The organism is Sphingobacterium sp. Lzh-3 (genome assembly GCF_046764375.1).
In the GTDB taxonomy this organism is placed as follows: Bacteria; Bacteroidota; Bacteroidia; order Sphingobacteriales; family Sphingobacteriaceae; genus Sphingobacterium.
In genome coordinates this window covers 1,814,825-1,841,400 of record NZ_CP177226.1, presented here as the reverse complement: position 1 = coordinate 1,841,400, position 26,576 = coordinate 1,814,825, and the positions used below count along the sequence as shown (strand labels likewise).

Below are 26,576 nucleotides of genomic sequence, written 5' to 3'. Positions count from 1 at the left end.
TTCTAAAGTTTGCTTATAAAATCAAGTACATCAGCATATTTACCATCGTTTCGGTGGGCTGCAAGTGTTACTGTGTTTTCTTTCTCTTTAGATATTACTTTAATTACGTAATCTGTTCCGTCCGTACAACGTGCGCACTCCTCGATTTTTGCATTCATTAGGTTATAGGCTTCGACATATGACGATAACTTTCTAAACGTTTCTGCGCTCGTTTTATAGCTTTTATCTTTTGCAGTCTGAGGACTACCAGTAGTTCCCACAGCATACTTTACTTCTGTCTTATCCTGATCGACACTGATATTTACAAATTCACCCCCGCCAGAAATTCCCTTTATTTCTACCTTAAGTCCAGCAGCAGAACGATCCGTAGAATCATCCGATTTTTTACATCCAAAAAGGAGGAAAACACTCATTAAAACTAAATAGATTTCTTTTTTCATATTTTAGAATTTATTTTATTTGACTATATAACGAATTATTTAATAAATATGCCACAAAAAATCCCGCCAAGGCGGGATTTCCCTTTATTTACTAAACTATAATTATTTTACTTGATTTGGAGTTGTATAAGGCAAAGACTGTGGATCAAAATGAGCCCAACCAGCTGTCCAATCCTCTGTTCCAAATGCACCTCGATAAGCTACTTTATCAAAGAAGCTACCTGAAACTTTAGCATTTGTAAAATTTGCTCCTGTTGCGGCGGCAGATCCAGTTAATAATGTAAAGTTCGGATTTGCAGGCGTACTGGAGAAGTCTTTTCCAAAATTGTAAGGAGCTGTAAACAAGTTATTCGCATACATTTTGCTCTCAAAGGTATTATTAGCTTTAATTAATGCCTCAACTTGACTTGCTATACTCGTTGTTGAAGTAGTCTTTATGCCCACTGGATTTCCGTAAAATAAATTATTGGCAAATACAGCTTTTCCATCCACAACATTCTTAGAAGTTGATTCAGCTGTAGTAACTTTAGTATCATCAACATAAATTCCAATAGGGAATCCTGAAATCACTGAATTAACAACGCTAATTGAAGAATTACGACGAAGTTGGATACCATGTTGAAAATTAGCATTCGGTGAAAATCCATCTTTGGAAATCGGACCTATGATAGATACATTTGAAAAAACAGCTGATGTCTTTGGTGTTTGATCAGTTCCACTACCGTTATTATCCGATTCAAAACCATTGGATTGAGAAACGTCTGCCGCTGCATTAGCACGTTGAGCAACTGCAAATTGAACGTTCCCTGAGTAACCAAAATCGGTATCAAAATCATCATCCCAAGTACCGATTGCCAACAAATGTTTTGCATTAACAGTACCGCCGAACCACTCAAAAGCATCATCTCCAGAACGATATACCTGAATATAATCCAATGTAGTTCCATTACCAACACCACCTAAAGTCAATCCGTTGATCTCATTATCTGGTGAGAAAGGAATTCCGCCAAATTCTATACGCACATATTTTAAAGTTCCAGAATTGTCAGCTGCATCAGTACCTCCATAGTAGATATAGTTCTTATCATCTTTGCCACTTGGAGCTGTCAAACCACCTTCAATTTTAACATCAGTTCCTTGGTTAACCGGCGCTTTACCAAGTATAATAACACCACCCCAGTCTCCGTGAGAGCGAGCTCCTGCTGCCAAACCTGATGTAAATACAATTGGCTTCTCAACTGTTCCAACAGCATTTATTTTAGCTCCACGTGTAATTGTCAATGTTCCTTTCGTTGCTTTGTCACCTTTGATGATAGTACCAGGCTGAATCGTCAACGTAGCGCCATTAGATACATACACAAATCCCTTTAACACATAAATCTTATCGGAAGTCCAAGTGGTATTACTTGTTATTTCTCCCGAAATTTCTACCACATTTTCACTTCCTGGATTAGTCGGAGTTTCTGTTCCACCACCATTATCTGTAATTGTAGTTTCTTTACATGCTCCTGCAAGTAACAATGCAGATAAGGATAAGAATAAAAATCTTTTTTTCATTTTTTAAGTTTTATATACTGTACAAATAAATTCAATTACTTTAACCTTGAAATTAAATTCCTGTTAATTTTATATTATAATCTAAAACGTATAATTCAGTGACAATGAATAGTTTGAACCCGGTTTATATTTAAAACTAGTTTCATTAGGTATATTTAACTGCTTATTATCATAGTAAACATTGATTGCATTATTTAGAATATCTCCTGCATTGAGTTTAACCTCTCCTTTGCCCTTCAAGACCTTATAACCAACTTGAAAATCCAATACATTCCGAGGTGCTTCCCAAGTACTTGCAAAACGAATACCACTGGCTTGAGTAATGCGCTTACCTATTCTATTATAAAGAATGTTGACGCTTAACTTATTATCGAGTGCTGAATGTTGTAATCCCGCATTTATCACATAAGGAGATTGTCCTACCATCGGTCTCGATTTATCAATATAATCCAAATCAGTAGGATTTTTCACTTTAGAATGTACCAAAGAAACATTCAAATAAGCGATTGTATTTTTAAAGAATTCCTGTTCGTTAATAAAGCTTAAATTTTTACGCGCTTCCACCTCAATGCCATATAGGTCTGCCTTAGGTGTATTGAAATAACTAATATCTGGTGTTGAATTCACATCGTAACGAAACGGTTCAATCGCATCAGTAAAACCTTTATAAAAAGCAGATACGGATAGAATTTCACCAGCAGAAGGATAATATTCGAAACGTAAATCTGCATTATTAATGGAGCTTCGCTTTAATTTCTCATTTCCAATAATCATTCCCATATTCTCAAAATCATAGAACGAAAATGGAGCCAACTCCCTAAATTCAGGTCGAGCCAACGTACGATAATATGACGCTCTGATATTGGTTTTAGGAGTCAAACTATAAGTCATATTAACTGACGGCAAGAAATCCAGCTTAGTGTCATCAACGCTTTCCTCAATTTTTCCTGAAAATATCCGCAAAGCATCTACCTTTACATTGTAATTTTCAACTCTTAAACCGTATACAATCCTAAACTTGTCCGCAAATTTTTGGTCCATCATTAAATAACCGAAGCTCGATAACGATTTCGCATTATAGATATCACCGTCCCCTTTCACCTCACCAAATTTATAAACGTTCTTATCAATCAGCGTTGGTGAAAAAATCTGATCGGGAGTCAATTGAAGGATACGTGTTTGTTCATCACCAGATATAGCTAAAGTATTTAACTCAAACCCTACAAACCTTGCGTCAAAATTACGTTTCCTAAATTGCGATCCTAGACCGGCTTTTAAAGTACTTGGTGCACTCAAGAAATTTAAAGGTGTAGAATAACTAGCTTCACCTGAAAAAATATTCTCATTCAGATCCGCAAATAGTCTTGAATTTGCTTTACCAACAGTAGTTAAATTTGCAAGATATGGAACAGAAGGATCATTCGCATAATCTTCATGTTTTTGATAATTTATTTTGGTTTGATTCGGTTGATTATTCCCTATATTACTCCAAGACGCCGTCCATTTAATCTTATCATTTTTATCACTCAATACATGCTCACCATCTAGAGTAGATTTAAACAGAGATTTTTGCATCAAGTCAAATGCATAAAACTTATTAATAGAAGATGAACTTCCATCTGTTCCAAATCGTTCAGTATACGTGTTATCATAAGTTCGATTGTACAAGTTTTTCCAAGTTATTTTATTCTTTCCAAATGTATAACCAAAATTCGCTAAAGCACCTAAATTAGTAGAGAACTTATATTGTTGGTCCCGATAATCATAGGTAAACCAATTACGTTCAATATTCGGAAGAATGTTCTGCGAATTCCGATAGTTCACAGAGAATAAGGCACCAAAACGACTATTATCTTCATATTGCTTTACGCGTCCCAAAGAAAACTGGTATGTTTGAGAAGGCAAAGCACTTTTTGTTTGAATACCAAAATCATTTGGAAGAGATTTTAGAGCTAGCCTTTGCCATTTTTGAGATAACTGTCCATCAACATCCGCTCGAGATGGAAAATTTTTAGCCAATTGACTTGATCCATCATCAAAACCTAAGTAATTCTGAACGTTCTTTTTAGTTTGCAAAAAATCTTTAAATGTCGACGCAGAATTATAACCATAGCCCAAGCCGAAAGAGACAAAATTTCGATCTGGAATATCTTTTGTAGAAATTTGAACTGCGCCCCCAGCAAAGTCTGCAGGAAGATCAGGTGTTGCAGTCTTCGAAATTGTAATTTTATCAATTAGGGCAGCTGGGATAATATCAAATGAAAAAGCGCGACGATTGGCTTCTGTACTTGGTAGTACCGAGCCGTCCATCATAGCAACATTATAGCGGTCACTTAAACCGCGAACGATGACAAACTTATTATCTTGAATTGTCGTACCACTGACACGACGTAGTGCTTCGGATGTATTTTTATCTGGCGATCTTCTAATCTGCTCACTTGAAATACCATCAGAAATCAATGCACTATTTTTTTGTTGCGAATATAATGCACCAATAGATTCTTTCTTAAAAGATCCCGTAACCACAACTTGATCTAACACCTGTCCTTCTGAATTATCAAGAACGATATCTAAATTGGTCAAATCATTCGCTTTAATCTCAACCTCGGTAACTTGCTTTGTCGAGTAACCAATATAAATATATTCTACAGTATATTTACCTGCCGGTAAAGCTGGAATACTGTACTTTCCGGATACATCAGAGCTTCCACCTCTTGATGTTCCTAAAATACGAACAGTTACTCCGGTGATTGTTTCACCAGTTTTACTGTTAGTAATAGTCCCCATTAACTTCCCACTACTCTGCGCATAAACTGTTGTAGATGCAGCTACTACAAGCGTCATGGCAGCAGCGATTCCTTTAAGTTGTAATTGTGGTTTCAATTTATTTGTTTTTTGTTTCTGCAAAGCTATTAGCAGAATATTAGATTAACATTAACAACAAATTACCATTACATCAATCAGTTGTTAATTTAATGTTACCCACCGCCTGTTTTTTGCGATTTTCAGTAAAAAAGAACATTTATCACCAGTTAGCGCAGTTTTTGAGCGACCTCATTAGTGACTATATTAATGAAGTGTAAGAAAATTATTAAGCATGTAATTTATTAACACAATTAGGCTACATTTATACTATATACCTCAATATGTGTCTTTACGTCGTACGTATTGAGATGGTATATACATATTGAGGTAGAACAGTAGGAAATACAAGAGACGAAAGGCCTTTCATTGATAATTCCTAGCTCTCCCCAGTAAATTGCTTTTTATATGCAATATAATTGCAATTATATTGCATATAAAAAGCAATTTATCTAAGTTTGAATATATTTTCAATTTCTGATCCTCATGAGCACTCCAATCGTATCGGCTACACAGTTATCATTTCAGTATCCTAATTCAACGCCAATTGAATTTCCAGATATTCACATCGAGAAAGGTCAGCATACGCTGTTATTAGGGGATTCGGGTTCTGGAAAAACAACATTACTTAATATATTAGGAGGTTTGTCCCGACCGGAGACAGGTCTGGTCAAAATAAATAACCAAGACCTATCCTTATTATCAAACAGCAAATTGGATCAGTTTCGTGCGCAATATATCGGATTTATATTCCAAGAAGCTCACCTCCTAAGAAATTTAACACTTTTGGAAAACATCAAGTTGGCACAGTCTTTAGCAGGAAAAAGAATAGACCTTAATGCAATACATTTCATATTGACGCAACTACAATTAGATCAAAAAAGTGCTGCGTACCCAAACGAATTGAGTCGCGGCCAATTACAACGTGCTGCTATAGCACGCAGCGTCATCAATAAACCAGCCCTACTTATTGCTGACGAACCAACTGCCGCTCTAGACGACAACAATACCTACAGGGTATTAGAACTGCTATTATCCATAGCTGACACTGCAGGATCGACTTTATTGATAACAACACACGACAAGAGAATAAAAGATCAGTTCTCCAAAATGTACCTTTTAAAATAATTGTTTTACTTTAATTTACGCGTCACCCTTAGTTTTTAGAATTTGTTATGAACACGATACAATTGGTTTGGAAAAATTTAAGTAGGCAGTTTGGCTCGGTCTTTCTAAGCATTCTGTTAACGGCGTTTGGAATTTCCATCCTTGCCGTGCTTTCAATTACCGGAGAAACTTTTGAAAAGCAGCTTGATAATAACAGTAAAAATATTGATTTGGTTGTTGGCGCCAAGGGAAGCCCCCTTCAATTGATCTTATCAAGTATTTATCATATTGACAATCCAACCGGCAATATCCCACTGGACGAACTGGAACCATTACGCCAAAATCCCCTTGTTCAGCTTGCAGTGCCCCTATCTTTAGGTGACAATTTCAAAAGCCATCGCATTGTTGGAACAGATTCATCTTTCTTAGCTATTTATGAAACAGCAATAACTGAAGGCCGTATCTGGCAAAATAATTTTGAAGTAGTCATTGGTGATCAAGTTGCAAAAAAACAACAACTCAAAATTGGCGATCAGATCCATAGTTCACATGGCTTGAGCAAAGATGGACATCATCATGACGAGCATCCGTTTACCATTGTTGGTATTCTAAAACATAACAATAACGTTACCGATAATTTAATACTGACCAATTTAGAAAGTGTTTGGGATGTACATGGCATTGCACATAAACATGAGCATCAAGAAACTGCAGTAGAGAAAGAATTACGCGAACGCCAAGAAGACCGGGAGGAAACCCTCAAAGCACATCTGCACCATCATGGTGAAGATATTGCAGAAAATTCATCTGCTCCAGCCGAAACGAACGAAAAAGGACATCAGGAGCAGGAAGACCATCATGAGCACGCAGAGGAAGGCATGTTTGTGAAGTCAATAGGTGCCGACATGGTAAAGCAGAATGGACTGGAAATAACCGCCATTCTACTAAAATATCAATCCCCTGCAGCAATCGGAATTTTGCCAAAATTGATTGATCAGCAAACAGACATGCAGGCCGCATCTCCCGCCATGGAAAGCACTCGTCTATTTTCGCTTTTAGGCGTAGGGATAGATTCTTTATCGATACTCGCTTATGTAATTATGTTTATTGCAGGTTTAAGCGTTTTTATCAATTTATATAACGCATTAAAGCAACGTAAATACGACCTTGCCATCATGCGTACGCTTGGAGCCTCCAAAGGAAAACTCTTTGCCATTGTGCTTCTTGAAGGACTAACCATTACGATTCTTGGTGGGTTAATCGGGCTTATAATGGCACATCTAGCGCTTTACTATATCAGTAATCAGACAAGTCAAAGCGCCGATTTTATAGAGGCCTTTACACTTCACCCGAAAGAACTCGTTTTCTTGTTTGTTGCTTGTTTAATAGGTATCTTAGCAGCACTTATTCCGGCGATCAAGGCCTACAGGACGAGTATTTCTGGAACACTATCAAATAAATAAATTTAACTAAGATCAGACAACGACAAAAAGATCGCAATAAGAAGAGTCGCTTATCCATTAGGCAGGAAAATGGAAAATTCAGACGAACAGCTTCTCGATACATAACAATAGCATAACACATGAAAAAAACACTGACAGTATTCTTATTTATAGTATTTTGTACCATACAATCCCAAGCCCAAATAGGTGGTAATCCGGATGTTCCCGATCATACACCTATGATGAACAAAACTTGGGAAGCAATTGATAAGATGGCTTATAAAGTAACTTATAATGGGGCAAAGAAAGTATATACTCCTTTCTATCCCAAAGAACTCAAAGCGCTTGAAAATAAAATTGTTGAATTACCTGGTTATATGGTTCCTCTTCATAGTGGTCGTAATCATAAGAACTTTATGATGTCTGTATTACCCGTGATGCAATGCCAATTCTGTGGATCCAACGGAATACCACCAATGGTTGAAGTAACATTAAAGGGCAATGCAATAAAATTCTCTGAGGATCCGATTAAATTAAAAGGAAAAATGATCTTTACCAAAGATCCGCTTAAGGGAAATGCTGAAATTCAGATTGTAGACGCAGAACCAATAAAATAAACTAGCGTCTATATTAAACCATTAAATGGGCTTTGCAGATCTCTCACAGCCCATTTACTGGGCCAGAGTCGTCTTTTATTCCCTATTATCTATTCAGTAGGGAAACTTCCATACAAGCTGCTAAAGCAGCTGTTTCCGTCCTTAAGCGCGCTTCTCCCAACGAAATCGGATGAAATCCCATCTGTAGTGCCAAATCAATTTCCTCTTCAGAGAAATCTCCTTCCGGACCAATGAGGATAATATAATGCTGGGCAGGCTCCAAAACCTGGTTTAAATACTTCTTTTCAGCGTCAACACAGTGTGCAATTGCTTTTTGAACACCTTCTTTTGGGATTTCTCTCAAAAACTGTTTAAACGATACGGCTGGATTTAGCTTGGGAAGATAGGCTTTCAACGATTGTTTCATCGCTGCAACAACCACCTTATTTAGACGATCTAATTTCACCTCTTTTCGCTCAGAATGCTCACAGATAACTGGCGTTATTTCTTGAATGCCAACCTCAGTCGCCTTCTCCAAAAACCATTCGATGCGATCAATATTCTTCGTTGGACCAACAGCAATATGCAAATGATATTTTGGCCGCTGAAATTCCTCCTCAACAGTTAAGATCGTAAGAACAGTCCGTTTGGGATGAGGGTCAATAATTTGAGCTTCGTACAAACCACCGCGACCGTCTATGAGATGTAGGCGATCACCAGTATCCATACGAAGCACACGAATAGCATGTTTACTTTCTTCTTCACTAAGGATAAAATTTTCTAATGAAGGGTTTAAATCCGGTGTAAAAAATAACTGCATGTGCTTTCGTTATTGTTTTATTCTTCTGTATCATCATCGGCCGATTCGACCAATTCCAATTTGACAAACTCTATGTTCTGCTGAGCCTTACGGATAATAGTGAATACGTAACCATATTCTTCTTTACGCTCACCGACTTCAGGAATCTTATCAAAGATTTCGCTCACCAGACCCGACATCGTATCGTAATCCTGACTCTCGGGTAATTCTATCGGGAGAAATTCATTCACATCATGAATACTAGCGCCTGCATCGACCATATATTCCGTTTCCGAGATACGTTCGACAACTGGAGTTTCCTCATCGTATTCATCCTGGATCTCACCAACAAGTTCCTCAACAATATCTTCAAGAGTAACCATACCCGCAGTCCCACCAAATTCATCCAGTACAATCGCTAACTGTAGACGCTTTTGCTGGAATTCAGCCATTAGATCATTGATCTTCTTCGTTTCAGGAATGAAATAAGGTTTGCGCATAATATTTCTCATGACAACCTCTTTTCCCTTAGCTAAGAGGGGTAAAATATCTTTCGTATGGACAATACCAACGATTTGATCAATATTATCCTCATAAATTGGCAGACGAGAGTACCCTTCTTCAGTCATGGTTTCTATCAGCTCAGAGGCGTCAGCCGTAACCTCCACAGCCACAATTTTGGTACGAGGTACCATAATATTCTTAACGATACGTTCGTTAAAATCAAATACATTTTTGATCAACTCGTGCTCAGAAATATCCAAAGCACCAGACTCTTTACCTTTATCCAAAAGATATTGCAACTCTTCAGAAGAGTGCGCAGATTCCCCTTTGGTAACTTCAAATCCCAAAATCTTCAACAGAAAATTAGCGAAACCATTTAAAATCCAAATAAATGGTCTAAAGATAAAGTAGAAAAATTGCAGTGGAACCGCAATTTTCATTGTTGTTGCAACAGGTTTTTGAATCGCAATTGATTTAGGAGCGAGCTCTCCAAATACAATGTGTAACACGGTAATAATCGTAAAAGCCAATACATGACCAGCATTCGTCGCGATTGTACCCGTTAATTCTACACCGAAAAACCCTAGTGCCCCCTGCACAATTTGGGTCATTACAGCCTCTCCTACCCAACCTAAGGCCAATGAAGAAAGTGTAATACCCAATTGTGTAGCGGCCAAATAACCATCCAAATGCTCCGTTATACTTTTGGCTATTGTAGCAACTTTGCTACCTGTTTTTGCCTGAACTTCAATTTGGGAGACTCGGACCTTGACAATAGCAAATTCTGCCGCGACAAAAAAGCCGTTGGCCAATACTAAAAACAATGTCCAAAATATATCGAGCGCCATGCTTGGGGTTATTTGTTAACAAATTCTTTTTTGTACAACTCAATAGCCTCGATCAAGATTCTTTGTGCTTCTTCACGTCCCTTTACACCTTCAACAATGACATGCTTCTTTTCAAGTGCTTTATAACTCTCAAAAAATTGTACAATCTCCTTCATGGTATGCGGAGGTAACTGATCAATATCTTTGATGTAATTAAAAACAGGATCGTTTTTAGCTACCGCAATAATTTTATCATCTTGTTCTCCACCATCAACCATATTCATCACACCAATAACCTGTGCTTCAACCAACGTTAATGGTAAAATATCCACTGAACAAATGACCAAAATATCCAAAGGATCTTTGTCGTCACAATAAGTCTGTGGGATAAAACCATAATTGGCAGGATATACGACAGATGAACTCATCACTCTGTCCAAAAGCAACAAACCAGTTTCTTTGTCTAATTCATACTTTCCTTTGGATCCGTTTGTAATCTCAATGATAGCATTTACGGCATTTGGAACATTCTCACCTGGAGAAACCATGTGCCAAGGGTTTTGTTTACTCATTTTTTAATTTACTGTATATTTTGTTTGTTTCTTTTATCCTTAATACGCTTTTTCAACAACGTTATTGCAATTGGTAAAAATGCGATCACAATCATACCAACGACAACATATTCTACGTAATGTATAATCCAAGGGAACTCAATACCAAGGAAATATCCAGACAGGGTCAACACTAATACCCAAATGGCAGCCCCTGCGACATTATACAGAACGAACTTCTTAAAATCTAATTTTACTACGCCTGCAAAGATAGGTGCAAAAGTACGAACAATTGGAACAAATCTTCCTATAATTAAAGCTGTTCCACCATATTTATGGTAAAATTCCTCGGCCATGACCACATATTTCCGCTTAAAGATAAAACTATCTTTTCGCTTAAATAGCATCGGTCCTGCTCGATACCCAAACCAATACCCTGTAAAATTCCCTAATACTCCCGCTATAAACAAGCCCAAACAGAGCGTGTATATATTAACGTCAATTTTATTTAATGCGCAAAATAATCCTGCAAGAAATAATAAATAATCACCAGGTAGAAAAAATCCAAAAAATAGGCCCGTCTCAGCAAATACAATTAAGATAACCAGATAAAACCCGCCTGAACTTAATAGCTCTTCCGGGTTTAATAATTGTTGAAATGACAACAAAAGTTCATGCATAACCTTTAGTAAAAATCAATGTTGCGTTCCTTTTTTAGAACAACTCCCACGCTTATCTCTGTACGAATTTGAAACAACAAAGTACAAATATAGCATTCTTCTAAAAAACGATCGTAAATCAAGTGTAATATAATCTTTCTAATTATTGATTTTGAGCAGTTATACTGACGATAGATTCGCGAATAGTTGTCGAAATCTGATGAAGTTCGTCCTCTGCCAAGCTCAATTTAGGTCCAGCAAAGTTTAAATCACTAATTTTATTAATCGGCACCAAATGTATATGTGCGTGCGCCACCTCCAAACCAACTACCGCTACACCGACTTTTACACAGGGAATTACCTTTTTAATGCCTTGAGCAACAATCTTAGCAAACACCCAAAGTGCCATATATTCATCATCTTCTATATCAAAAATGTAATCGGTCTCTTTCTTAGGAATCACAAGAACGTGCCCCTTAGCCAATGGACTGATATCCAAAAAAGCTAGAAAATCATTACTTTCTGCAACTTTGTAAGCTGGGATCTCGCCAGCAACGATTTTTGAAAAAATTGTCGACATATTATTCTAATCTTGGAATAAATCTTTTAAACAATAATCAGCAAACAACAGACTTTAAATTGCAAAGCCTCTGGTATGTCAGCAATTAAAGATTTAATTACCGATTTTTTCATACCCTGTTTTTGTACTGTCCAACAAATATAAACAAAAAAGGTCGCGATTGCTATATCACGACCTTCTTAATATAAAGTTAATTTGTGGATGTGCGGTTATGGCATACCGCACATAACCGACATATATTATCTTGAAATCTCTACGATCTCGAATTCAATTTTACCGGCAGGCACTTCAATAACAGCTGTATCACCTTTCGATTTTCCCAACAAACCCTGGGCAATAGGAGATTTAACTGAAATCTTGCCCGACTTCAAATCTGCTTCTGACTCCGCCACCAATTGATACGTCATTTCAGCACCATTCTTTTTGTTCTTGATCTTAACAATCGATAAGGCCAAAACTTTAGATGTATCCAATTTAGACTCATCAATTAAACGTGCTGTCGCCAATGTATTCTCCAAATTGGCAATTTTAGCTTCGTGAAGCCCCTGAGCTTCTTTAGCAGCATCATACTCTGCATTTTCTGACAAATCTCCTTTGTCTCTAGCCTCTGCAATAGCATTGGCAATTTTAGACCTTCCTTCCGTCTTCAGATAAGCCAATTCTTCTTTAAGCTTACGCAATCCTTCTTCCGTAAAATAAGTTACTTCTGCCATAATTTTATCTTTTTTCTTATTTTCTACTTTTTAAAAAAGAAACAAGACCATATTTCCCTCGTCAGGAAACATGGTCTTGCTTTGAATCTATACGAAGATAATAATTGTTTTCAACAAAACAAATTCTTACCCGTTAAATAAAATTAAATCTCTTCCTCATCAACAAATTTATATCCCAGCCCCCGAACTGTTTGTAAATAATGTGGCTTATCTGGATTTGTTTCGATCTTTTTCCTCAAACGAACCACATGCATATCCAACGTACGTGTGTTGACATTTGAGCTATAACCCCAAACAACCTCCATTAACTCCTCGCGTGTAATCTCCCGGCCTAGGTTTTGTAAAAAATGAAGCAAAATTCGGTTTTCCAAAATGGTCAACTCAACTTTCCTTCCATCACGTATTAAGGAATGAATATTCGGATGATGTTCCGTTTGGCCAAATTTATATACTTCGGGACTGTTCTTCGGTAAGAAAAATTTCACCTTATTATCGATCATAGCAATAAGCACATCCATGTTAAATGGCTTACTAATGTAATCAGTCACACCAAAGCTATAGGCTTCAATTTTGTCCACATCTTGAGATTTCGCTGTCATCATGATAATGATGTTCTCAAACCCGGCTTTACGGACATCTTCACAGATTTCGTTGCCTTCTTTTCCTGGAAGCATCCAATCCAACAAAACCACATCGGGTCTCTTTTCCAAGATCAAACTTTCCGCTTCATTCCCATTTCCACTTTGAATGACCTGATAGCCTTCGGATTCCAATCGATGTTTTACCAAGAACCGTAAGTTCTCATCATCTTCAATAACAGCAACAGTGATGTCTTTATTCATATTTAAATTTATTTTTTAAACCGGAAATACCAAGGTGAAGGTGGTCCCCTGTCCCAATTGACTTTTTACTGTAATATCACCGCCTATAAATTCGGTAATCTCTTTACAGAAAGCCAAGCCCAAACCGATACTTCCTTGCTGATTATATTGACTTTTTATTCTATAAAACTTTTTGAAGATGTTGTTAAACTCTGCCTTCTCAATACCTATTCCTTCATCCTTAAAAGTGATAACAAAATTCTTCTTGTTTTGTTGTATCGCAATATCTAAGATTTTATGCCCCGCTTTCGAATATTTATAGGCATTATCGATCATATTTTGAAACACACTACTTAACAGTACCGGATCCGCAAGCATTGATGTCCTTACATCAATTTTTGTGCTAATCTTGAAATCCGCATACTTTATTCTTGACGAAGCGACTAGATTTTCGGTAAATTCCTCCAAATCAACCTCTTCTTTATTTAATTTTATGGTTTTATTTTCGATCTGACTAAAAGACAACAGCTTATTCATCAAGTTATTTAATCGGTCCGCCTCCTGATCTAATATATTTCCATACATTTTCCGTTCTTCATCAGAGAGTACCTGTGCACTCTTAATATTATTGCCAGCAATTTTAATAACACTCACAGGCGTCTTAAACTCGTGGGTAAGATTATTGATGAAATCGTACTGCAATTTAAAAAGTCTTCCGTTAATTTCTAAATTTCTATAAATTAAATATAATATTGCAATCAAAATAATATAAATCAGGGATACCCCTCCCAATACCGGCCAAAAACTGCGATTTATCTCTTTTGACAGAAAACTTTTACTCGACCTAAAAAGAAGTTTGTAGTCTGCTAAGGCTCCAGGTAACGGCATCTCCGTTGAAATCTCGTCATTTTCCGGCGTGATCGGAGCACCAACCAGTGGGACTATTTCTACTTTCTCATAAAGATTTGAATAACTATTTTTTACTTCCAGATACATTGGATCAATCTGAAAATTGAACATATCCTGTTCATATCCGACAGTATGATCCAAATTACCTTCCATAATGGACTTATAAACTATTAAGTCATTGACCCTTGGAATATTCAGATAGGTAATCTGTCCAGGTCTTATGGTATAAAAAACCTTCAGAATATCCTTATCAGAAAGCTTGGCATTCGGTTGCAATTTATCGATATAAGTTGCCAGCTTCACACCAATATTATTAATCTCTTCGGAATGCAAGCCCATCTGTCCACGATCCCGAATCGTATTTTTATTCAGGCCAGACCTGGAAACGGTAAAAAAAGTGATGGTTTTCGGTTGAATTCTAAGGTTATTAACAATAAAACCATAATTCAAGTTATGATCATTATTAAATTGTAAATCAAAAAAACCAATTTCTCTAACGAACGGGTAGGAACTTAATATACTATATGCATATTTCCCAGCCTGAACTGAATCCAAAAAACCTTGATAAAAAGATACTTCAGGAATTCTATTCTGAAAAAAATCATTGAAAGGAACTAAGGTTTGATCAAATATCTCCGATTTCCGATTGGTAAATTCGTTCTTAATATGCGATTCTGTATAATTACGCGAAAGAAAAAGGGCAAATATATACAGACCACTAATCACGATGAAAAACATCAACAATAATCCGTAGTTTTTTCGATAGCTATATTTCTCTGCTTTCATAATCTCCCGTCCTTAGTCTATAAGATATTTAGCCAAAAATCGCTCCAACTCATTATAGTAACCAAAGACATTCTCGTCCCGTTTAAAAGTTCTATCCTCGTCCTCTTTTAGGATGTATTGTACGGGAATATTATTATTCTTTAATTTCTGTACAAATTGATTTGCATCTGTTACCGAACTAAACCGATCCTTTCCTCCCTGTACCAATAGCACCGGTATCTTTACTTTATCCGAATGAAATACAGGGGAAATATTTTTAAATAGCTCAGCCTCCCGAATTGGATTCCCAACTACTTGATACATTTTTTGCACATACGATTTAAAATATGGCGGTATATCTCTAAAGTAAGTGAACAGATTGGTATAACCGGAATAAGACACGGCACATTTATAAAGATCAGAATTAAAACAAGCAGCGTGTAGCGCCGAATAGCCTCCGAAACCTTTCCCTACAATAGCGACACGTTCCCGATCAGCAACTCCTTCTTTAATCAACCATTTCACCCCATCAGTAATATCATCCTGAATCTTCCCACCCCACTCCTTAAATCCCGCAGTCCAAAACTTCTTACCGAAACCGGTCGATCCCCTATAGTTCATCTGAAAAACCAAATAGCCCCTGTTCGCCAGAAACTGCGCTTCGTTATCGAATCCCCAAACCTCCCGTCCGTTAGGTCCATCATGAGGCAATACAACCATAGGCAGATTTTTGCGATTGGAATGAATGGGATAAGTTAAATAACCCGAAATCTGAATACCATCTCTCGCGGTATAAGTGATATACTCATTTGGAGAAAGTTCTTTATCTTTTAGATCGGAATTATTATCTGTTAACTTCGTTAATTTTTGAGTCGAAAAATCATAAAAATAAATCCCGCCCGGATTTACGTCCGTATAGGTTTTGATAATGACCTTGTTCCCCGAAACATCAGTATTCAATACCTGAAACTCAAAGCCATCAATCTGCTTCGACAATTGGTCATATTTCTTTTTGGTAGTCTCATCAAAAAAATGTCTGTTCTGTCTTGATGTGCTATAATTGACAAATAACAGCTTATTCTGTTCAGTGAAATACCCCCCAGGGCTCACGTCAACATCTTTATGACTATATAGCTCGCCCAGCTCTCTTTGATTTACTAAATCATAACTTACCAAGGCCAGTTTATCCCGGTCTATATTGGATAAAGCATAAATGATGGCATTTGAACTATCCTTATAACCCAGTGGAGTAAAACTACTTTCAACATCACATCGTATAATCTCTTTAAATGGTTCTTTTTCTGAGCTTCTATAGAGCACAGATTGCTGTACAGAATCGTTGGCCACAGCCAATCGTACCTGCCCATCATTAGATACAACCCAGGAGCTCATATTTCCCGGATTCTGTAAAACCAATTCCCGAGGCCTCCCATCTAAATAGATACGATAAAGGTCAAAAAAAGAAGAGTCTCTATCGTTGATCCCCGCTATAAAACTATCACCTCCGGTAGCCATAGCATGAATCCATCGAAACCGACCTCGTACCGGTTTAATCAATGGCCAAATCTTTTCTGTGTTGATGTCCACAGCATATAAACGTAAACTGTCCTGCGAAGATTGTTCCGTCAAAAAGGAAATTTTTGAATCATTGTTCCAAGCGAAGGATTTTACATTAATATCATTTTGATAAGTAAGCTGTTTGGAACTATCCTTATTGATCAAATCTATTAAATAGATATTTTTGCAATGATTATCCAAGCCAATGTAAGCGATAAATCGACCATTTGGAGAAATCTTAAAATTTGATTTTTCAGGTGTAGAAAAAAATTGATTTATTGGAATAAGATCAACACTATGGCGTTGACACCCCAACATGATCATGGCAGAAAAAAACAAACCTATCCAAAATTTCATCCTCATAATCCCAAATACATCCTTATCATTTATTCCAAATATTGCAATTAAATACGGAATTGCATGAAATGCAACCTTATTTTTACAAGATATAGTAATTAAATGTAATATTCAAACTTATCTCGGTTCTGTCCTTTAGAATCTTTTTTATCGCAGAAAAATAGCGTATTTTTGCATATGTTTTTATACAATGTCTCCGTTATAGCAGAAGAAACAATCCATCAAGAGGTCGTTTCATGGATTCAGGATAATATCGTGCAATCCCAAAAATTTCAAGTGCATTTTCTGGAAATGCTCCAGTCTCCACACGAAGGTATGACCTACTGCATTCAGGTTATACTCCCTACAGAAGACCATATAGCAGATTTTCAGCAAGTACATCTAATTCCATTACAACAACTCATTTCGGAAGTATATAAAGACAAGGTTTTCCTTTTCGACAGTACCATGAAGTATCTAAAAAAATAAAAGAGCTCTTTGGAGCTCTTTTATTTTTTTATTTCATTAATACCGTTACCATCTTCTTCAAGATTCTTATTATTCTTTTCACCTATCTCTGCCGCCAATTCATAGCGCGGATCATAACTGATTTTTGGCGTTAAAAAATGAAGTAAAATCAAACGGGCATATCTAAAATTAAAAGGTGCGAAGACCAAAATGGTTACAGCTAGACCAATCAGATAAGACCAAGGAGACTCGCTTCCTGTCAAAATTGCGATAGCAACAGATACAGTAACAATCTCAGCGACAGACAAAGCATAACTCACATACATGGCAGCATAGAAATACCCCGGCTCAACCTCGTACTTGACACCACAATAAGGGCAAGTATCATTCATATGCTGCTTGTGTAAACTGTATACCTTTCCTACAAATACATTACCAATATGACACTTCGGACATTTGGAATGTATCATTGCATGGAATTTCGATGTGGGCATTAAGAATCTATTTTATTTCGTTTAAAAATTTCTTTGTTACGGGATTCTTCTTACGGTATTTTTTATACCACAAATAACCAAGGCCCGCCGCGGCTAGATAAGGTATTACCAATAGAAACAAAATACCGTCATTCAGACCTCTTCCTTGCATATTTCCTTCCTTCGTAGAATTCTCAGCGTTCAATGTACACATCGCACACTGTCCGTACGAAACAGACACAGCCGAGCAGCTTAAGGTAAATATTAAGAGTAAATATTTAAACCATTTCATAACACAAAGGTACTGAAATTTTAACGATTAACGTGCCAAAGATTCAAATTTATCCCAGAAGCCATCTTTCGGCAAAGAAGCGATCAATTCCATCTTATCCTTTTTTATTGGATGTGTAAAGGCCAATGAACGAGAATGTAAACAAATACTGCCCAAAGAACTGCCTCTTGGATATCCATACTTATTATCACCAACAATAGGACAACCCATCGCTGCAAGTTGCGCGCGAATCTGATGTGTACGACCTGTTAAAGGTTCTACGCGCAGCAAATAGAATCCATTCAACTCACCCACCAATGTATAATCCAACTCGGCATAACTTCCGCCTTTCACTTCGCGTGGAAAGGCCTTTGTTACCCTTGTTTGTCTATTCCGAACCAACCAATTGATAAGTTTCCCCTCAGTTTTTCGCGGACGCTGTCTGACTATTGCCAAATAGGTCTTTTTCACATGTCTATCCTGAAAAAATTTATTCATTCGCTCTAGCGCCTTACTTGTTTTGGCGAACAAAATCATACCACTAACAGGTCTATCCAATCGATGAATAACACCAACAAATGCTTCATTTGGCTTATCATATTTCTTTTTCAAATATACCTTCACCATATCTTCCAAAGATAGGTCTCCTGTTTCATCCACCTGCACAATATCCCCCGCTTTCTTATTTATAGCTATAAGATGATTGTCTTCGTAAATGACGTCTTTATCGGTTATTTCGCTGTGATTCATTTCTTTCAAATCTAAAAGAGGTATCCAAATGCTATACAATACTTAAAGTTTGTTGACTTGGCTCCCCACAATTATGGTATTATTTATTAAAAAAGGCCCTACGCAAGCGTACAGCCTTTCCTTATCTTCTTTTTTAACACAACTTATTTTGCAGTGTCCGCTTTAAGCAACTCAGCTTTTTTCGCATCCTCCTTCATCTTCTTTTTAAAGAAACCACGCAACAAGAAATTATGCTGTAGCGCTTCCATATTCTCGTCCAGTTTGGATGTGCTCGAATTTAAATTATTGATTGCCGATTTAATTTGATTTGCCGATGCGGGGTCATTCAATAACACACCCACCGCATTATCTTTATCATTCAATCGACTTGAAGCATTATTCAAATTGTTGATCAATGCATTGGCAGTCTGGGAGACTCCTTGCAACTGCGCTGCAGACTGACGCAGGTTAGAGAATATAGCGGTATCAGTCGTTAAATCATGAATCAAGCCCTTATTGCTGTTTAAAGAGTTTGTCAAGGTAACCAAATTAGCAGATGCCTTGTTCGCATTATTCATTGCAGCACTGATTGACAATAACGTAGCACGCAATGTGTTAACCATAGAAGTATCGGTCAACATCGCTCCCACCATTCCTTTTCCATCCGCCAATCCACGTGATATTTCTACAAAGTCAGTAGTAATCTTTGCTAAGTTTTCATTATTTACCTGCAATGTTTCCATCATGGCTTCCATGTCCGCAGTCTTCGCCGAACGCAAGAAATCACCTGTCTCCACTGTTGGCGCATTTTGTGACCCTCCAGAAATCACTACGATCTTATTACCAATCAAACCGTCCGAGCCCAATTTTGTTACGGCATCTTTACGAATATATTCGGCAGATTTCTCCTCGATTGTCAATACCACCTCAACATCCTGCACACTTTTAAAATGTATATTCTTAATGATCCCTACCTTAACCCCAGAAAACCACACATTACTTCCCACTTTCAATCCAGCGACATCGGGAAATGAAGTCGTAATTTCGATATTTCTAGTAAATTTCTTTTGCTGGCTACCCAAAATAAAAATACCCGCTAAAAGAATCAATACGCCTAAAAAAACAAAAATACCGACAATGATTGCTCTTTTATTTTCTGCCTTACTCATGTATATTATAGAATAAAATTATAATTATAAAACGCTCTTACACGTGCGTCATCTGTATCAAAAATCTCTTCAAAAGACCCCTGTCTTTCAAACTTGCCATCCAACAACATTACAATACGGTCGCCCACCTCTTTCGCACAAGCCAAATCGTGGGTAATAATAATTGAAGCTGTTTTATACCTCTCCTGAACCTCATTAATCAATCCATTAATCTCCAAACAAGTGATCGGATCCAGTCCCGCTGTTGGCTCGTCGTACATCATGATTTCAGGTCTAAGAATCAGTGTACGCGCGATACCAATTCGCTTACGCTGTCCACCTGACAACTCCGATGGCATCTGATTGATCGCCTGCGAAAGCCCTACTCCATCCAAAACCTCTTCGACAGCGTGGTTGATCTCCGAACGTGTTAAATTACGTTTATTTCGAACCAATGGAAATTCTAAATTTTCGCGCACAGTCATACTGTCATAAAGTGCACTATTTTGAAAAGAAAACCCTATTTTCAAACGTAATTCACGCAGTTCACGATCATTTAATTCAAGAACTGACTCACCCAAAACATTGATCGTTCCTTCATCTGGTCTTAATAAGCCTGAAATCAATTTGATCAACACTGATTTCCCCGTTCCAGAACGCCCAAGCACAACGAGGTTTTCTTCTTTATATAAATCCAGGTTGACACCACGTAGGACGTGATTATCACCGAAAGATTTGCTAACATCCCTAATTTCAATGACCGGCTTCGAATGGTCGATGGTTGATTTAATCTTTTCCATAGCTCGCTATCCAAAGAACGATAAAACTTGAACAATAATTATTTCCTCAATAAATACAAGGAACATCGAAGCGACAACGGCCGCATTGGCTGCCTTACCCACACCTTCAGTCCCCTTTGAAGAAAAATAACCGCAATAACAACTTACTGCTCCAATGGTAAAACCAAATATAACCGCACGCAAAACCATAGCGCCCAAATCCTTAAACGCTATCGTCTCAAATACCTGCGTAAAAAAACTCAAAAAGCTTAAGTCGTCTTTACTCATCATACTTAGGTAACCGCCTAAAAGACCTATCCCTGCTACATAAAAACACAGTACAGGAATTCCAATAGTTGTAGCTAATATTCTACTTACAATAAGATACTTATATGGATTGGTTCCCGAAACTTCCATCGCATCGATTTGCTCCGTGACATTCATCGAACTTAGTTCCGCACCAATTTGCGAGCCCACTTTACCCGAAGCTATTAAAGCTGTCACCAGGGGTGCAAGAGCACGAACAATAGCAATCGAAATAAGCGAAGGCAACATCGAAGTCGCCCCAAATTCTTCCAAAGAAGGACGCGATTGTTTTGTAAAAACAAATCCAACAATAAACCCCGTTAAACTAATCAAAGGCAAAGATTTGTAGCCTATTTCATAGCACTGGCGGACAATTTCTTTAAATTCATATGGTGGAGTTACCAATTCGCGCCAAAACCGTAGCAAAAAACGGTGAATGTTTGCGAATTCTAGAAAAAAAGTCTGAAGTTTTTTAGCCATTTAAATGATGTCTATTTCAAATTAATGTGTCTTAAAACACGTCTTATGCTGAACAAACACGTAGCAATTCGAGCGGTAAAGGTAAATAAAAAATATGTATCTAAAATTGTCGTTTATGTAAAAAGATCATCAATTTGACTTTTATATAAAAAAAATCAGATTTCCAGTGTACCGATTAAACCATTTTATACGTTATGCTGTCATAATAACAAAGACAACACAATAGAGTTTTGTCATACTTTTAAATATTACGGAAATGAAAAATTTAGGCAACATAAAATATTGGGTACTTGGTTTTATCGGTATCGCTTCTTTTTCAAGTTGCGCTACTTCAATGGCCCAACGGGGCGGATATACTGGTTATAACAATTATAACAATGCTGGAGTTTCATTCCAGATGTTCTACGATCAACTCTCCCCTTATGGACAATGGGTCAATGACCCCAATTATGGCTATGTCTGGATTCCGGACGTCGGCCCGAACTTCCAGCCTTATGCTACCAATGGTTATTGGACAATGACCGACTATGGTAATACCTGGGTATCCAACTATGACTGGGGTTGGGCTCCATTTCACTACGGTCGCTGGAACTATAATGACCGCTATGGATGGGGATGGGTTCCTGACTATGAATGGGGACCTGCATGGGTAAATTGGCGTCAAAGTAACGACTATTACGGTTGGGCACCAATGGGCCCAGGCATGAGTATCAATGTATCCGTTAATATTCCAATGAACTTCTGGACATTTGTAGCGGTCAATCACTTTATGAGTAGGGATATGGATAGGTATTATGTTAATCGAAGAAATTACAATAATATCTATAACAGAACCACTATTATCAACAATACTACGATAATTAACAACAACTATTATGTTGGTGGCCCTCGAAGATCTGACATCGAACGTTCGACAGGAAGAAGTGTGACAGTTAATAGAATCGCAAATGCCGATCGACCTGGATCTGCCCGTAGTAGCAGCAATCGGAGTAATGAAATCAGTATGTACCGTCCAAATGTAGACCGTAATACACGATCTTCTGCACGTCCTACAAATGTAGTGGATGCTTCTACCCGAACACGTAATAACAATAGTGAGATTTCAGATCGTACCAATCGTGTTATCAGCAATCGGGACAACATCGATTCAAGATCAGGAAGTCGTGAGTTATATATCGATAACAGCGGAAATGCTTCTGTAAGGTCTCGTAATGATGCCAACAACAACGGCGGTTCAAGCCGTAGTTCAAATAATAATACCAGGACGAGCGAAAATGGAACTGTAAATCGAAATACGAACGGTATACAACCTAATTCGAATAACTATGATTTTAGAACGCGGTCAGGTCGGCAATCGGATGCTTCAAACAATAACAACCCTACATCTACCAGTAGAGATAGACAAAATGGCTCCGTTGATAATAATGGTGTTATAAACGGCAGAAGTACAGACTACAATAGAAACACAGATTATAATTCACGTTCGCGGTCAAATGCGAGCAGCTCTGACCAGACTGTGCCTCCACGAGTGGTTCAACCGACAACAACGCCGCAACGCAATGGAAATTATGATGGCAGCAGAACACGTTCAAGCCAACCTGTGTCACAGCCTGTCCAAAATAGAAATAACGATGCTGGCAGCAGGAGCCGTTCGAGCCAACCGGTATCGCAACCTGTAGCACAACCAACTCAAAATCGGAGCTACGAAAACACAAGAAGTAGATCAAATACAGACAATTCATCTTCCGTATCGCGATCAAGGTCTTCAGAAAGCTCCGGTGAACGTAGCTCTGGACGTTCTTCACAAGGATCAGAAAGATCTAGAACAAGATAATGACAGCCGAATAAAATAATAATTCATATCTGGCGGGTAAAATGAAAAATTTTACCCGCCTTTTATATGCATGTCTTTTTATATTTATCATGAACAATCCCTGCATTTTCACGTTAATTAGTAAATTTACCGCTTCAAACAAAAAACAGATCGATAAAGATGGCTTCAATTACCTCTATATTAGATAATGACTTTTACAAATTCACCATGCAGCATGCTGTGGTCAAGTTGTTTCCAAAGGCCAAGGCACGTTATCATTTTATTAACCGGGGACATCATAAATTTCCCGATGGTTTTGACGTGCTCCTGAAGGAAGCCGTCAATGAGATGGCTAATTTGAAGTTAACAAAAGCAGAAAAGGCATTTTTTGCCAGAACATGTCCTTATATAGACCCAACCTATTTTGACTTTCTTCAAGGGTATCGCTACGATCCCGAAGAGATAAAAATATTCCAGGATGGCCCCGACCTCGAAGTCATTATTGAAGGGTACTGGTACCGTACTATTCTTTGGGAAGTTCCGTTGATGTCGCTCATCTGTGAACTTTTTTATGAATCTCAAGGTTTACAACGTGCCTCGGATGCAGAAGTAATAGCCACGGCCAAAGATAAAATCGAAAAATATAAAAAACTCAATATCACGATTGCTGATTTTGGCACCCGCAGACGTCATTCTTATGAAGTCCATGATATGGTCGTTCGCACACTGAAGCAATATGGCGAAAAAACATTTATAGGTACCAGCAATGTTCATTTGGCAATGAAATATGAGACGAAACCAATTGGCACACACGCCCATGAATGGTTTATGTTTCACGCCGCCAAATACGGTTATAAAATGGCCAATCTACTTGGCCTTGAACATTGGTCTGATGTCTACCGGGGTGACCTCGGAATAGCACTGTCGGACACCTATACTACAGAAGTTTTCTTTCAGCAATTTGATAAAAAGTTAACCAAATTATTTGATGGAGTCCGTCACGATAGCGGCGACCCGCTTGAATTTACAGACAAGGTTATTGCACACTATAAGAAAAATGGAATCAATCCCCTCTCAAAGACAATCATATTCTCGGATGGCCTGGACTATGAGAAGGTCGAAAGAATCGCAAGCTACTGTGAGGGAAAAATCTTGCATTCCTTTGGCGTTGGCACCAATTTCACCAATGATGTGGGACTCAAACCCATGAATATCGTCATTAAGATGACTGACGCTTTACCAGAAGATGATCAATGGACTCCAGTTATCAAACTATCTGACGAACCGATGAAACATACAGGAGATGAGGACTCCATATATATAGCAAAAAAAGTATTAATGATTGATGATGACAATGCATAGAGATGTATACGGTGAGGCCTTAGATGATTACTTTGTACATCAAGAAGAAAAGTTCCCTTTAATACTCCATACAAGTTATGGCGACCAAGATGAAATGCCCGTCGAGATCTTCTTTCGGGAACCCGATGATTTTCCTGAACTGGAATTTATTGGACTATCCTTATGTGATGGACGTGTACTGGATGTTGGAGCCGGAGTTGGCAGCCATAGTCTGTATCTACAAGAAAAAGGTTTTGAAGTAGATGCACTGGAACTCTCGCAAACCGCCTGCCATATTATGCAACAACGCGGGGTACAACATATTATCTGCGAGGATTTCTATAAATTCGAAGGCCAAAAATATGATACGCTATTGCTTTTAATGAACGGAATAGGTCTTGCCGGTGACGTAGATGGTTTCCGAAAACTATTACAGCATAGTAAAGAGTTACTGACCGAAAATGGCCAACTGATTTTTGACTCTTCAGACATCAGTTATTTGTACAACGATTACAACATCAAAAAACCAGCGCATTATTTTGGGGAAATCCAATACCAGTATGAGTACAAAGGGACTCGGGGAAATCTTTTCAAATGGCTCTATTTAGACCAGGATTTATTGATCAAAATTTCGCACGAACTGGGTTGGGTTGTCCAAATTTTATATGAAGATGAGAATGATCAATACCTCGTCCGCATGGAACTAAAAAAATAGCCTGTTGTTTATAACAGGCTATTTTTTTATTATTTCTATGTTATTATATATATTATTTCTGTGTTCTTATATAGATATCTCCCATGGATGTTTTTAAGATAACATCCTGTCCTCCACCATTCATTTTGCCTTTCACGGCGTTACCCATAGGAGTTGATTTGGCTTCCTCGGCAGGTTTTTCGAATTGAAATTCGTCGGCAGCATAGATATTCCCCATAGCAGATTTTACATCCACATTAGCTCCGAAATTCTTTGGAAAGGCAACATCTACGGCGCCCATGGCAGCGACTAAAGAAATCGGTCCTTTGACAGGTTGAACAAATTTGGCTGTAACATCTCCCTGTGAAACCTTTACATTAATTGGCCCGGTAACATTCAATAAATTCACGTCGCCTATCGTACTAGCAACTTCAACCTCAGCCCGGATATCTTTTAATTCGATAACTCCTGCATTAAACATGGCCCCACGCCCTCCCTTGATCGTCACAGGTAAATCCATCGGTATCTTGATACGAATAGAATCCTCTAAGGGCATCCCCACCATGCTTATTTCCGTCACTCCACCTTCTGTCTTGATATTCATACCAAGTCCTGAATTATCCGATAATCCCGAGCCATTGATCACACGTAGGCCTTTTGCGCGGTCATTTTCTTCAGTCTCCTCCACCTTGGCTGTAATCAGCACATCTTTTCCTTTATAACCTTCAATATAAACATTATCCAGTTTTAGTAAAAGCTTGTTTCCCAAGTTGGGCACTTTAATTTCTTTCCAGTTTTTCGGCCCACTACTACGACCGAATCTAGCGGAACTAAAAGTGAAATTATTACTATTATTTACTATAACGCCTGAAACTGCTCTGGCCTTTTTAGGAGGATTAGGAGGTTTTGGCGCAGCCACACTTTCTACAGTTTCATTTACCTGGGCCTGCAATGCGCTTGCAAAGATCAGTGCGACCCCAATCATCATTATCCTTATCTTTTTCATTTCGTTTTAGTTTGTCTTCATTATTTGTCAAATAATGCATTTT

Annotated in this window: 26 protein-coding genes; 7 read left to right on the top strand and 19 right to left on the bottom strand. The window is 37.8% G+C overall.

Going from position 1 to position 26,576, the window contains the following annotated elements:
- Positions 1-2 precede the first annotated feature (2 nt).
- From ACLCDV_RS07420 to ACLCDV_RS07410, 3 genes are all read right to left on the bottom strand, one after another.
- Positions 3-440 (bottom strand): hypothetical protein, encoded by a 438-nt coding sequence (locus tag ACLCDV_RS07420; protein ID WP_411973309.1) that lies wholly within the window; start codon positions 438-440, stop codon positions 3-5.
- Between the two features lie 102 nt (positions 441-542).
- A complete protein-coding gene (locus tag ACLCDV_RS07415) occupies positions 543-1,997 on the bottom strand; it encodes a hypothetical protein (RefSeq protein ID WP_317667846.1) in 1,455 nt (484 codons plus the stop codon).
- Positions 1,998-2,078: 81 nt separating this feature from the next.
- Complete coding sequence (locus tag ACLCDV_RS07410; RefSeq protein ID WP_411973308.1) at positions 2,079-4,880, bottom strand: TonB-dependent receptor domain-containing protein; 2,802 nt, start codon at positions 4,878-4,880, stop codon at positions 2,079-2,081.
- Positions 4,881-5,345: 465 nt separating this feature from the next.
- On the opposite strand from ACLCDV_RS07410, the gene ACLCDV_RS07405 reads away from it, so the two are divergent.
- The 3 genes from ACLCDV_RS07405 to ACLCDV_RS07395 all read left to right on the top strand — a co-directional run bounded on the left by ACLCDV_RS07405 (position 5,346) and on the right by ACLCDV_RS07395 (position 8,025).
- Positions 5,346-5,987: an ABC transporter ATP-binding protein gene (locus tag ACLCDV_RS07405; protein WP_317667848.1), complete on the top strand. Its 642-nt coding sequence runs from the start codon at positions 5,346-5,348 to the stop codon at positions 5,985-5,987.
- A gap of 47 nt (positions 5,988-6,034) precedes the next feature.
- Positions 6,035-7,429 carry an ABC transporter permease gene (locus ACLCDV_RS07400; RefSeq protein WP_317667849.1) on the top strand — a complete coding sequence of 465 codons (1,395 nt, stop codon included), beginning with the start codon at positions 6,035-6,037 and terminating at the stop codon, positions 7,427-7,429.
- Between the two features lie 119 nt (positions 7,430-7,548).
- On the top strand, positions 7,549-8,025 hold the full coding sequence (locus ACLCDV_RS07395; protein ID WP_317667850.1) for a hypothetical protein: 477 nt from the start codon (positions 7,549-7,551) through the stop codon (positions 8,023-8,025).
- A gap of 85 nt (positions 8,026-8,110) precedes the next feature.
- Here ACLCDV_RS07395 and ACLCDV_RS07390 read toward each other — a convergent pair whose 3' ends face one another.
- The 9 genes from ACLCDV_RS07390 to ACLCDV_RS07350 all read right to left on the bottom strand — a co-directional run bounded on the left by ACLCDV_RS07390 (position 8,111) and on the right by ACLCDV_RS07350 (position 17,046).
- A complete protein-coding gene (locus ACLCDV_RS07390) occupies positions 8,111-8,824 on the bottom strand; it encodes a 16S rRNA (uracil(1498)-N(3))-methyltransferase (protein ID WP_411973307.1) in 714 nt (237 codons plus the stop codon).
- A 17-nt stretch (positions 8,825-8,841) separates the two neighbouring features.
- Positions 8,842-10,155 carry a hemolysin family protein gene (locus tag ACLCDV_RS07385; protein WP_317667852.1) on the bottom strand — a complete coding sequence of 438 codons (1,314 nt, stop codon included), beginning with the start codon at positions 10,153-10,155 and terminating at the stop codon, positions 8,842-8,844.
- A gap of 8 nt (positions 10,156-10,163) precedes the next feature.
- Positions 10,164-10,706, bottom strand: a complete 543-nt coding sequence (locus tag ACLCDV_RS07380) for an inorganic diphosphatase (protein ID WP_115047605.1) — start codon at positions 10,704-10,706, stop codon at positions 10,164-10,166.
- Positions 10,707-10,714: 8 nt separating this feature from the next.
- Positions 10,715-11,365, bottom strand: a complete 651-nt coding sequence (locus tag ACLCDV_RS07375) for a DedA family protein (RefSeq protein ID WP_075991666.1) — start codon at positions 11,363-11,365, stop codon at positions 10,715-10,717.
- Between the two features lie 142 nt (positions 11,366-11,507).
- Positions 11,508-11,924: an HIT family protein gene (locus ACLCDV_RS07370; RefSeq protein ID WP_317667853.1), complete on the bottom strand. Its 417-nt coding sequence runs from the start codon at positions 11,922-11,924 to the stop codon at positions 11,508-11,510.
- 239 nt (positions 11,925-12,163) lie between these two features.
- A complete protein-coding gene (greA, locus tag ACLCDV_RS07365; RefSeq protein ID WP_046674213.1) occupies positions 12,164-12,637 on the bottom strand; it encodes a transcription elongation factor GreA in 474 nt (157 codons plus the stop codon).
- 143 nt (positions 12,638-12,780) lie between these two features.
- A complete protein-coding gene (locus ACLCDV_RS07360) occupies positions 12,781-13,479 on the bottom strand; it encodes a response regulator transcription factor (RefSeq protein WP_046674214.1) in 699 nt (232 codons plus the stop codon).
- A 15-nt stretch (positions 13,480-13,494) separates the two neighbouring features.
- Entirely contained in the window at positions 13,495-15,153 is a 1,659-nt protein-coding gene (locus ACLCDV_RS07355) for a sensor histidine kinase (RefSeq protein ID WP_088160664.1), read from the bottom strand.
- A gap of 12 nt (positions 15,154-15,165) precedes the next feature.
- Positions 15,166-17,046 (bottom strand): alpha/beta hydrolase family protein, encoded by a 1,881-nt coding sequence (locus tag ACLCDV_RS07350; RefSeq protein WP_411973306.1) that lies wholly within the window; start codon positions 17,044-17,046, stop codon positions 15,166-15,168.
- 177 nt (positions 17,047-17,223) lie between these two features.
- Here ACLCDV_RS07350 and ACLCDV_RS07345 point away from each other — a divergent pair, with 177 nt between their 5' ends.
- A complete protein-coding gene (locus ACLCDV_RS07345; protein ID WP_070567317.1) occupies positions 17,224-17,514 on the top strand; it encodes a DUF4286 family protein in 291 nt (96 codons plus the stop codon).
- Positions 17,515-17,534: 20 nt separating this feature from the next.
- Here ACLCDV_RS07345 and ACLCDV_RS07340 read toward each other — a convergent pair whose 3' ends face one another.
- The 6 genes from ACLCDV_RS07340 to ACLCDV_RS07315 all read right to left on the bottom strand — a co-directional run bounded on the left by ACLCDV_RS07340 (position 17,535) and on the right by ACLCDV_RS07315 (position 21,679).
- Entirely contained in the window at positions 17,535-17,885 is a 351-nt protein-coding gene (locus tag ACLCDV_RS07340; RefSeq protein WP_317667855.1) for a DUF983 domain-containing protein, read from the bottom strand.
- A gap of 109 nt (positions 17,886-17,994) precedes the next feature.
- The gene (locus ACLCDV_RS07335) at positions 17,995-18,258 is read right to left on the bottom strand and encodes a hypothetical protein (RefSeq protein ID WP_070567322.1); all 264 of its coding nucleotides are present in this window, start codon (positions 18,256-18,258) and stop codon (positions 17,995-17,997) included.
- Positions 18,259-18,285: 27 nt separating this feature from the next.
- Positions 18,286-18,987, bottom strand: a complete 702-nt coding sequence (locus ACLCDV_RS07330) for an RluA family pseudouridine synthase (RefSeq protein WP_313184507.1) — start codon at positions 18,985-18,987, stop codon at positions 18,286-18,288.
- Between the two features lie 143 nt (positions 18,988-19,130).
- Positions 19,131-20,135, bottom strand: coding sequence for an MlaD family protein (locus tag ACLCDV_RS07325; protein WP_070567326.1), 1,005 nt, complete (start codon positions 20,133-20,135; stop codon positions 19,131-19,133).
- A gap of 5 nt (positions 20,136-20,140) precedes the next feature.
- The gene (locus ACLCDV_RS07320) at positions 20,141-20,914 is read right to left on the bottom strand and encodes an ABC transporter ATP-binding protein (protein ID WP_120336563.1); all 774 of its coding nucleotides are present in this window, start codon (positions 20,912-20,914) and stop codon (positions 20,141-20,143) included.
- 6 nt (positions 20,915-20,920) lie between these two features.
- A complete protein-coding gene (locus tag ACLCDV_RS07315; RefSeq protein ID WP_075991659.1) occupies positions 20,921-21,679 on the bottom strand; it encodes an MlaE family ABC transporter permease in 759 nt (252 codons plus the stop codon).
- Positions 21,680-21,935: 256 nt separating this feature from the next.
- On the opposite strand from ACLCDV_RS07315, the gene ACLCDV_RS07310 reads away from it, so the two are divergent.
- The 3 genes from ACLCDV_RS07310 (at position 21,936) to ACLCDV_RS07300 (ending at position 25,548) form a co-directional block, all read left to right on the top strand.
- Positions 21,936-23,513, top strand: a complete 1,578-nt coding sequence (locus ACLCDV_RS07310; protein ID WP_411973305.1) for a DUF6600 domain-containing protein — start codon at positions 21,936-21,938, stop codon at positions 23,511-23,513.
- A 159-nt stretch (positions 23,514-23,672) separates the two neighbouring features.
- Positions 23,673-24,854, top strand: a complete 1,182-nt coding sequence (gene pncB, locus ACLCDV_RS07305; RefSeq protein ID WP_411973304.1) for a nicotinate phosphoribosyltransferase — start codon at positions 23,673-23,675, stop codon at positions 24,852-24,854.
- The gene (locus ACLCDV_RS07300; RefSeq protein ID WP_317667859.1) at positions 24,838-25,548 is read left to right on the top strand and encodes a class I SAM-dependent methyltransferase; all 711 of its coding nucleotides are present in this window, start codon (positions 24,838-24,840) and stop codon (positions 25,546-25,548) included. Before pncB ends, ACLCDV_RS07300 begins: the two co-directional genes overlap by 17 nt.
- Before the next feature lie 52 nt (positions 25,549-25,600).
- Here ACLCDV_RS07300 and ACLCDV_RS07295 read toward each other — a convergent pair whose 3' ends face one another.
- Complete coding sequence (locus ACLCDV_RS07295) at positions 25,601-26,533, bottom strand: DUF4097 family beta strand repeat-containing protein (RefSeq protein ID WP_411973303.1); 933 nt, start codon at positions 26,531-26,533, stop codon at positions 25,601-25,603.
- Positions 26,534-26,576: the final 43 nt, after the last annotated feature.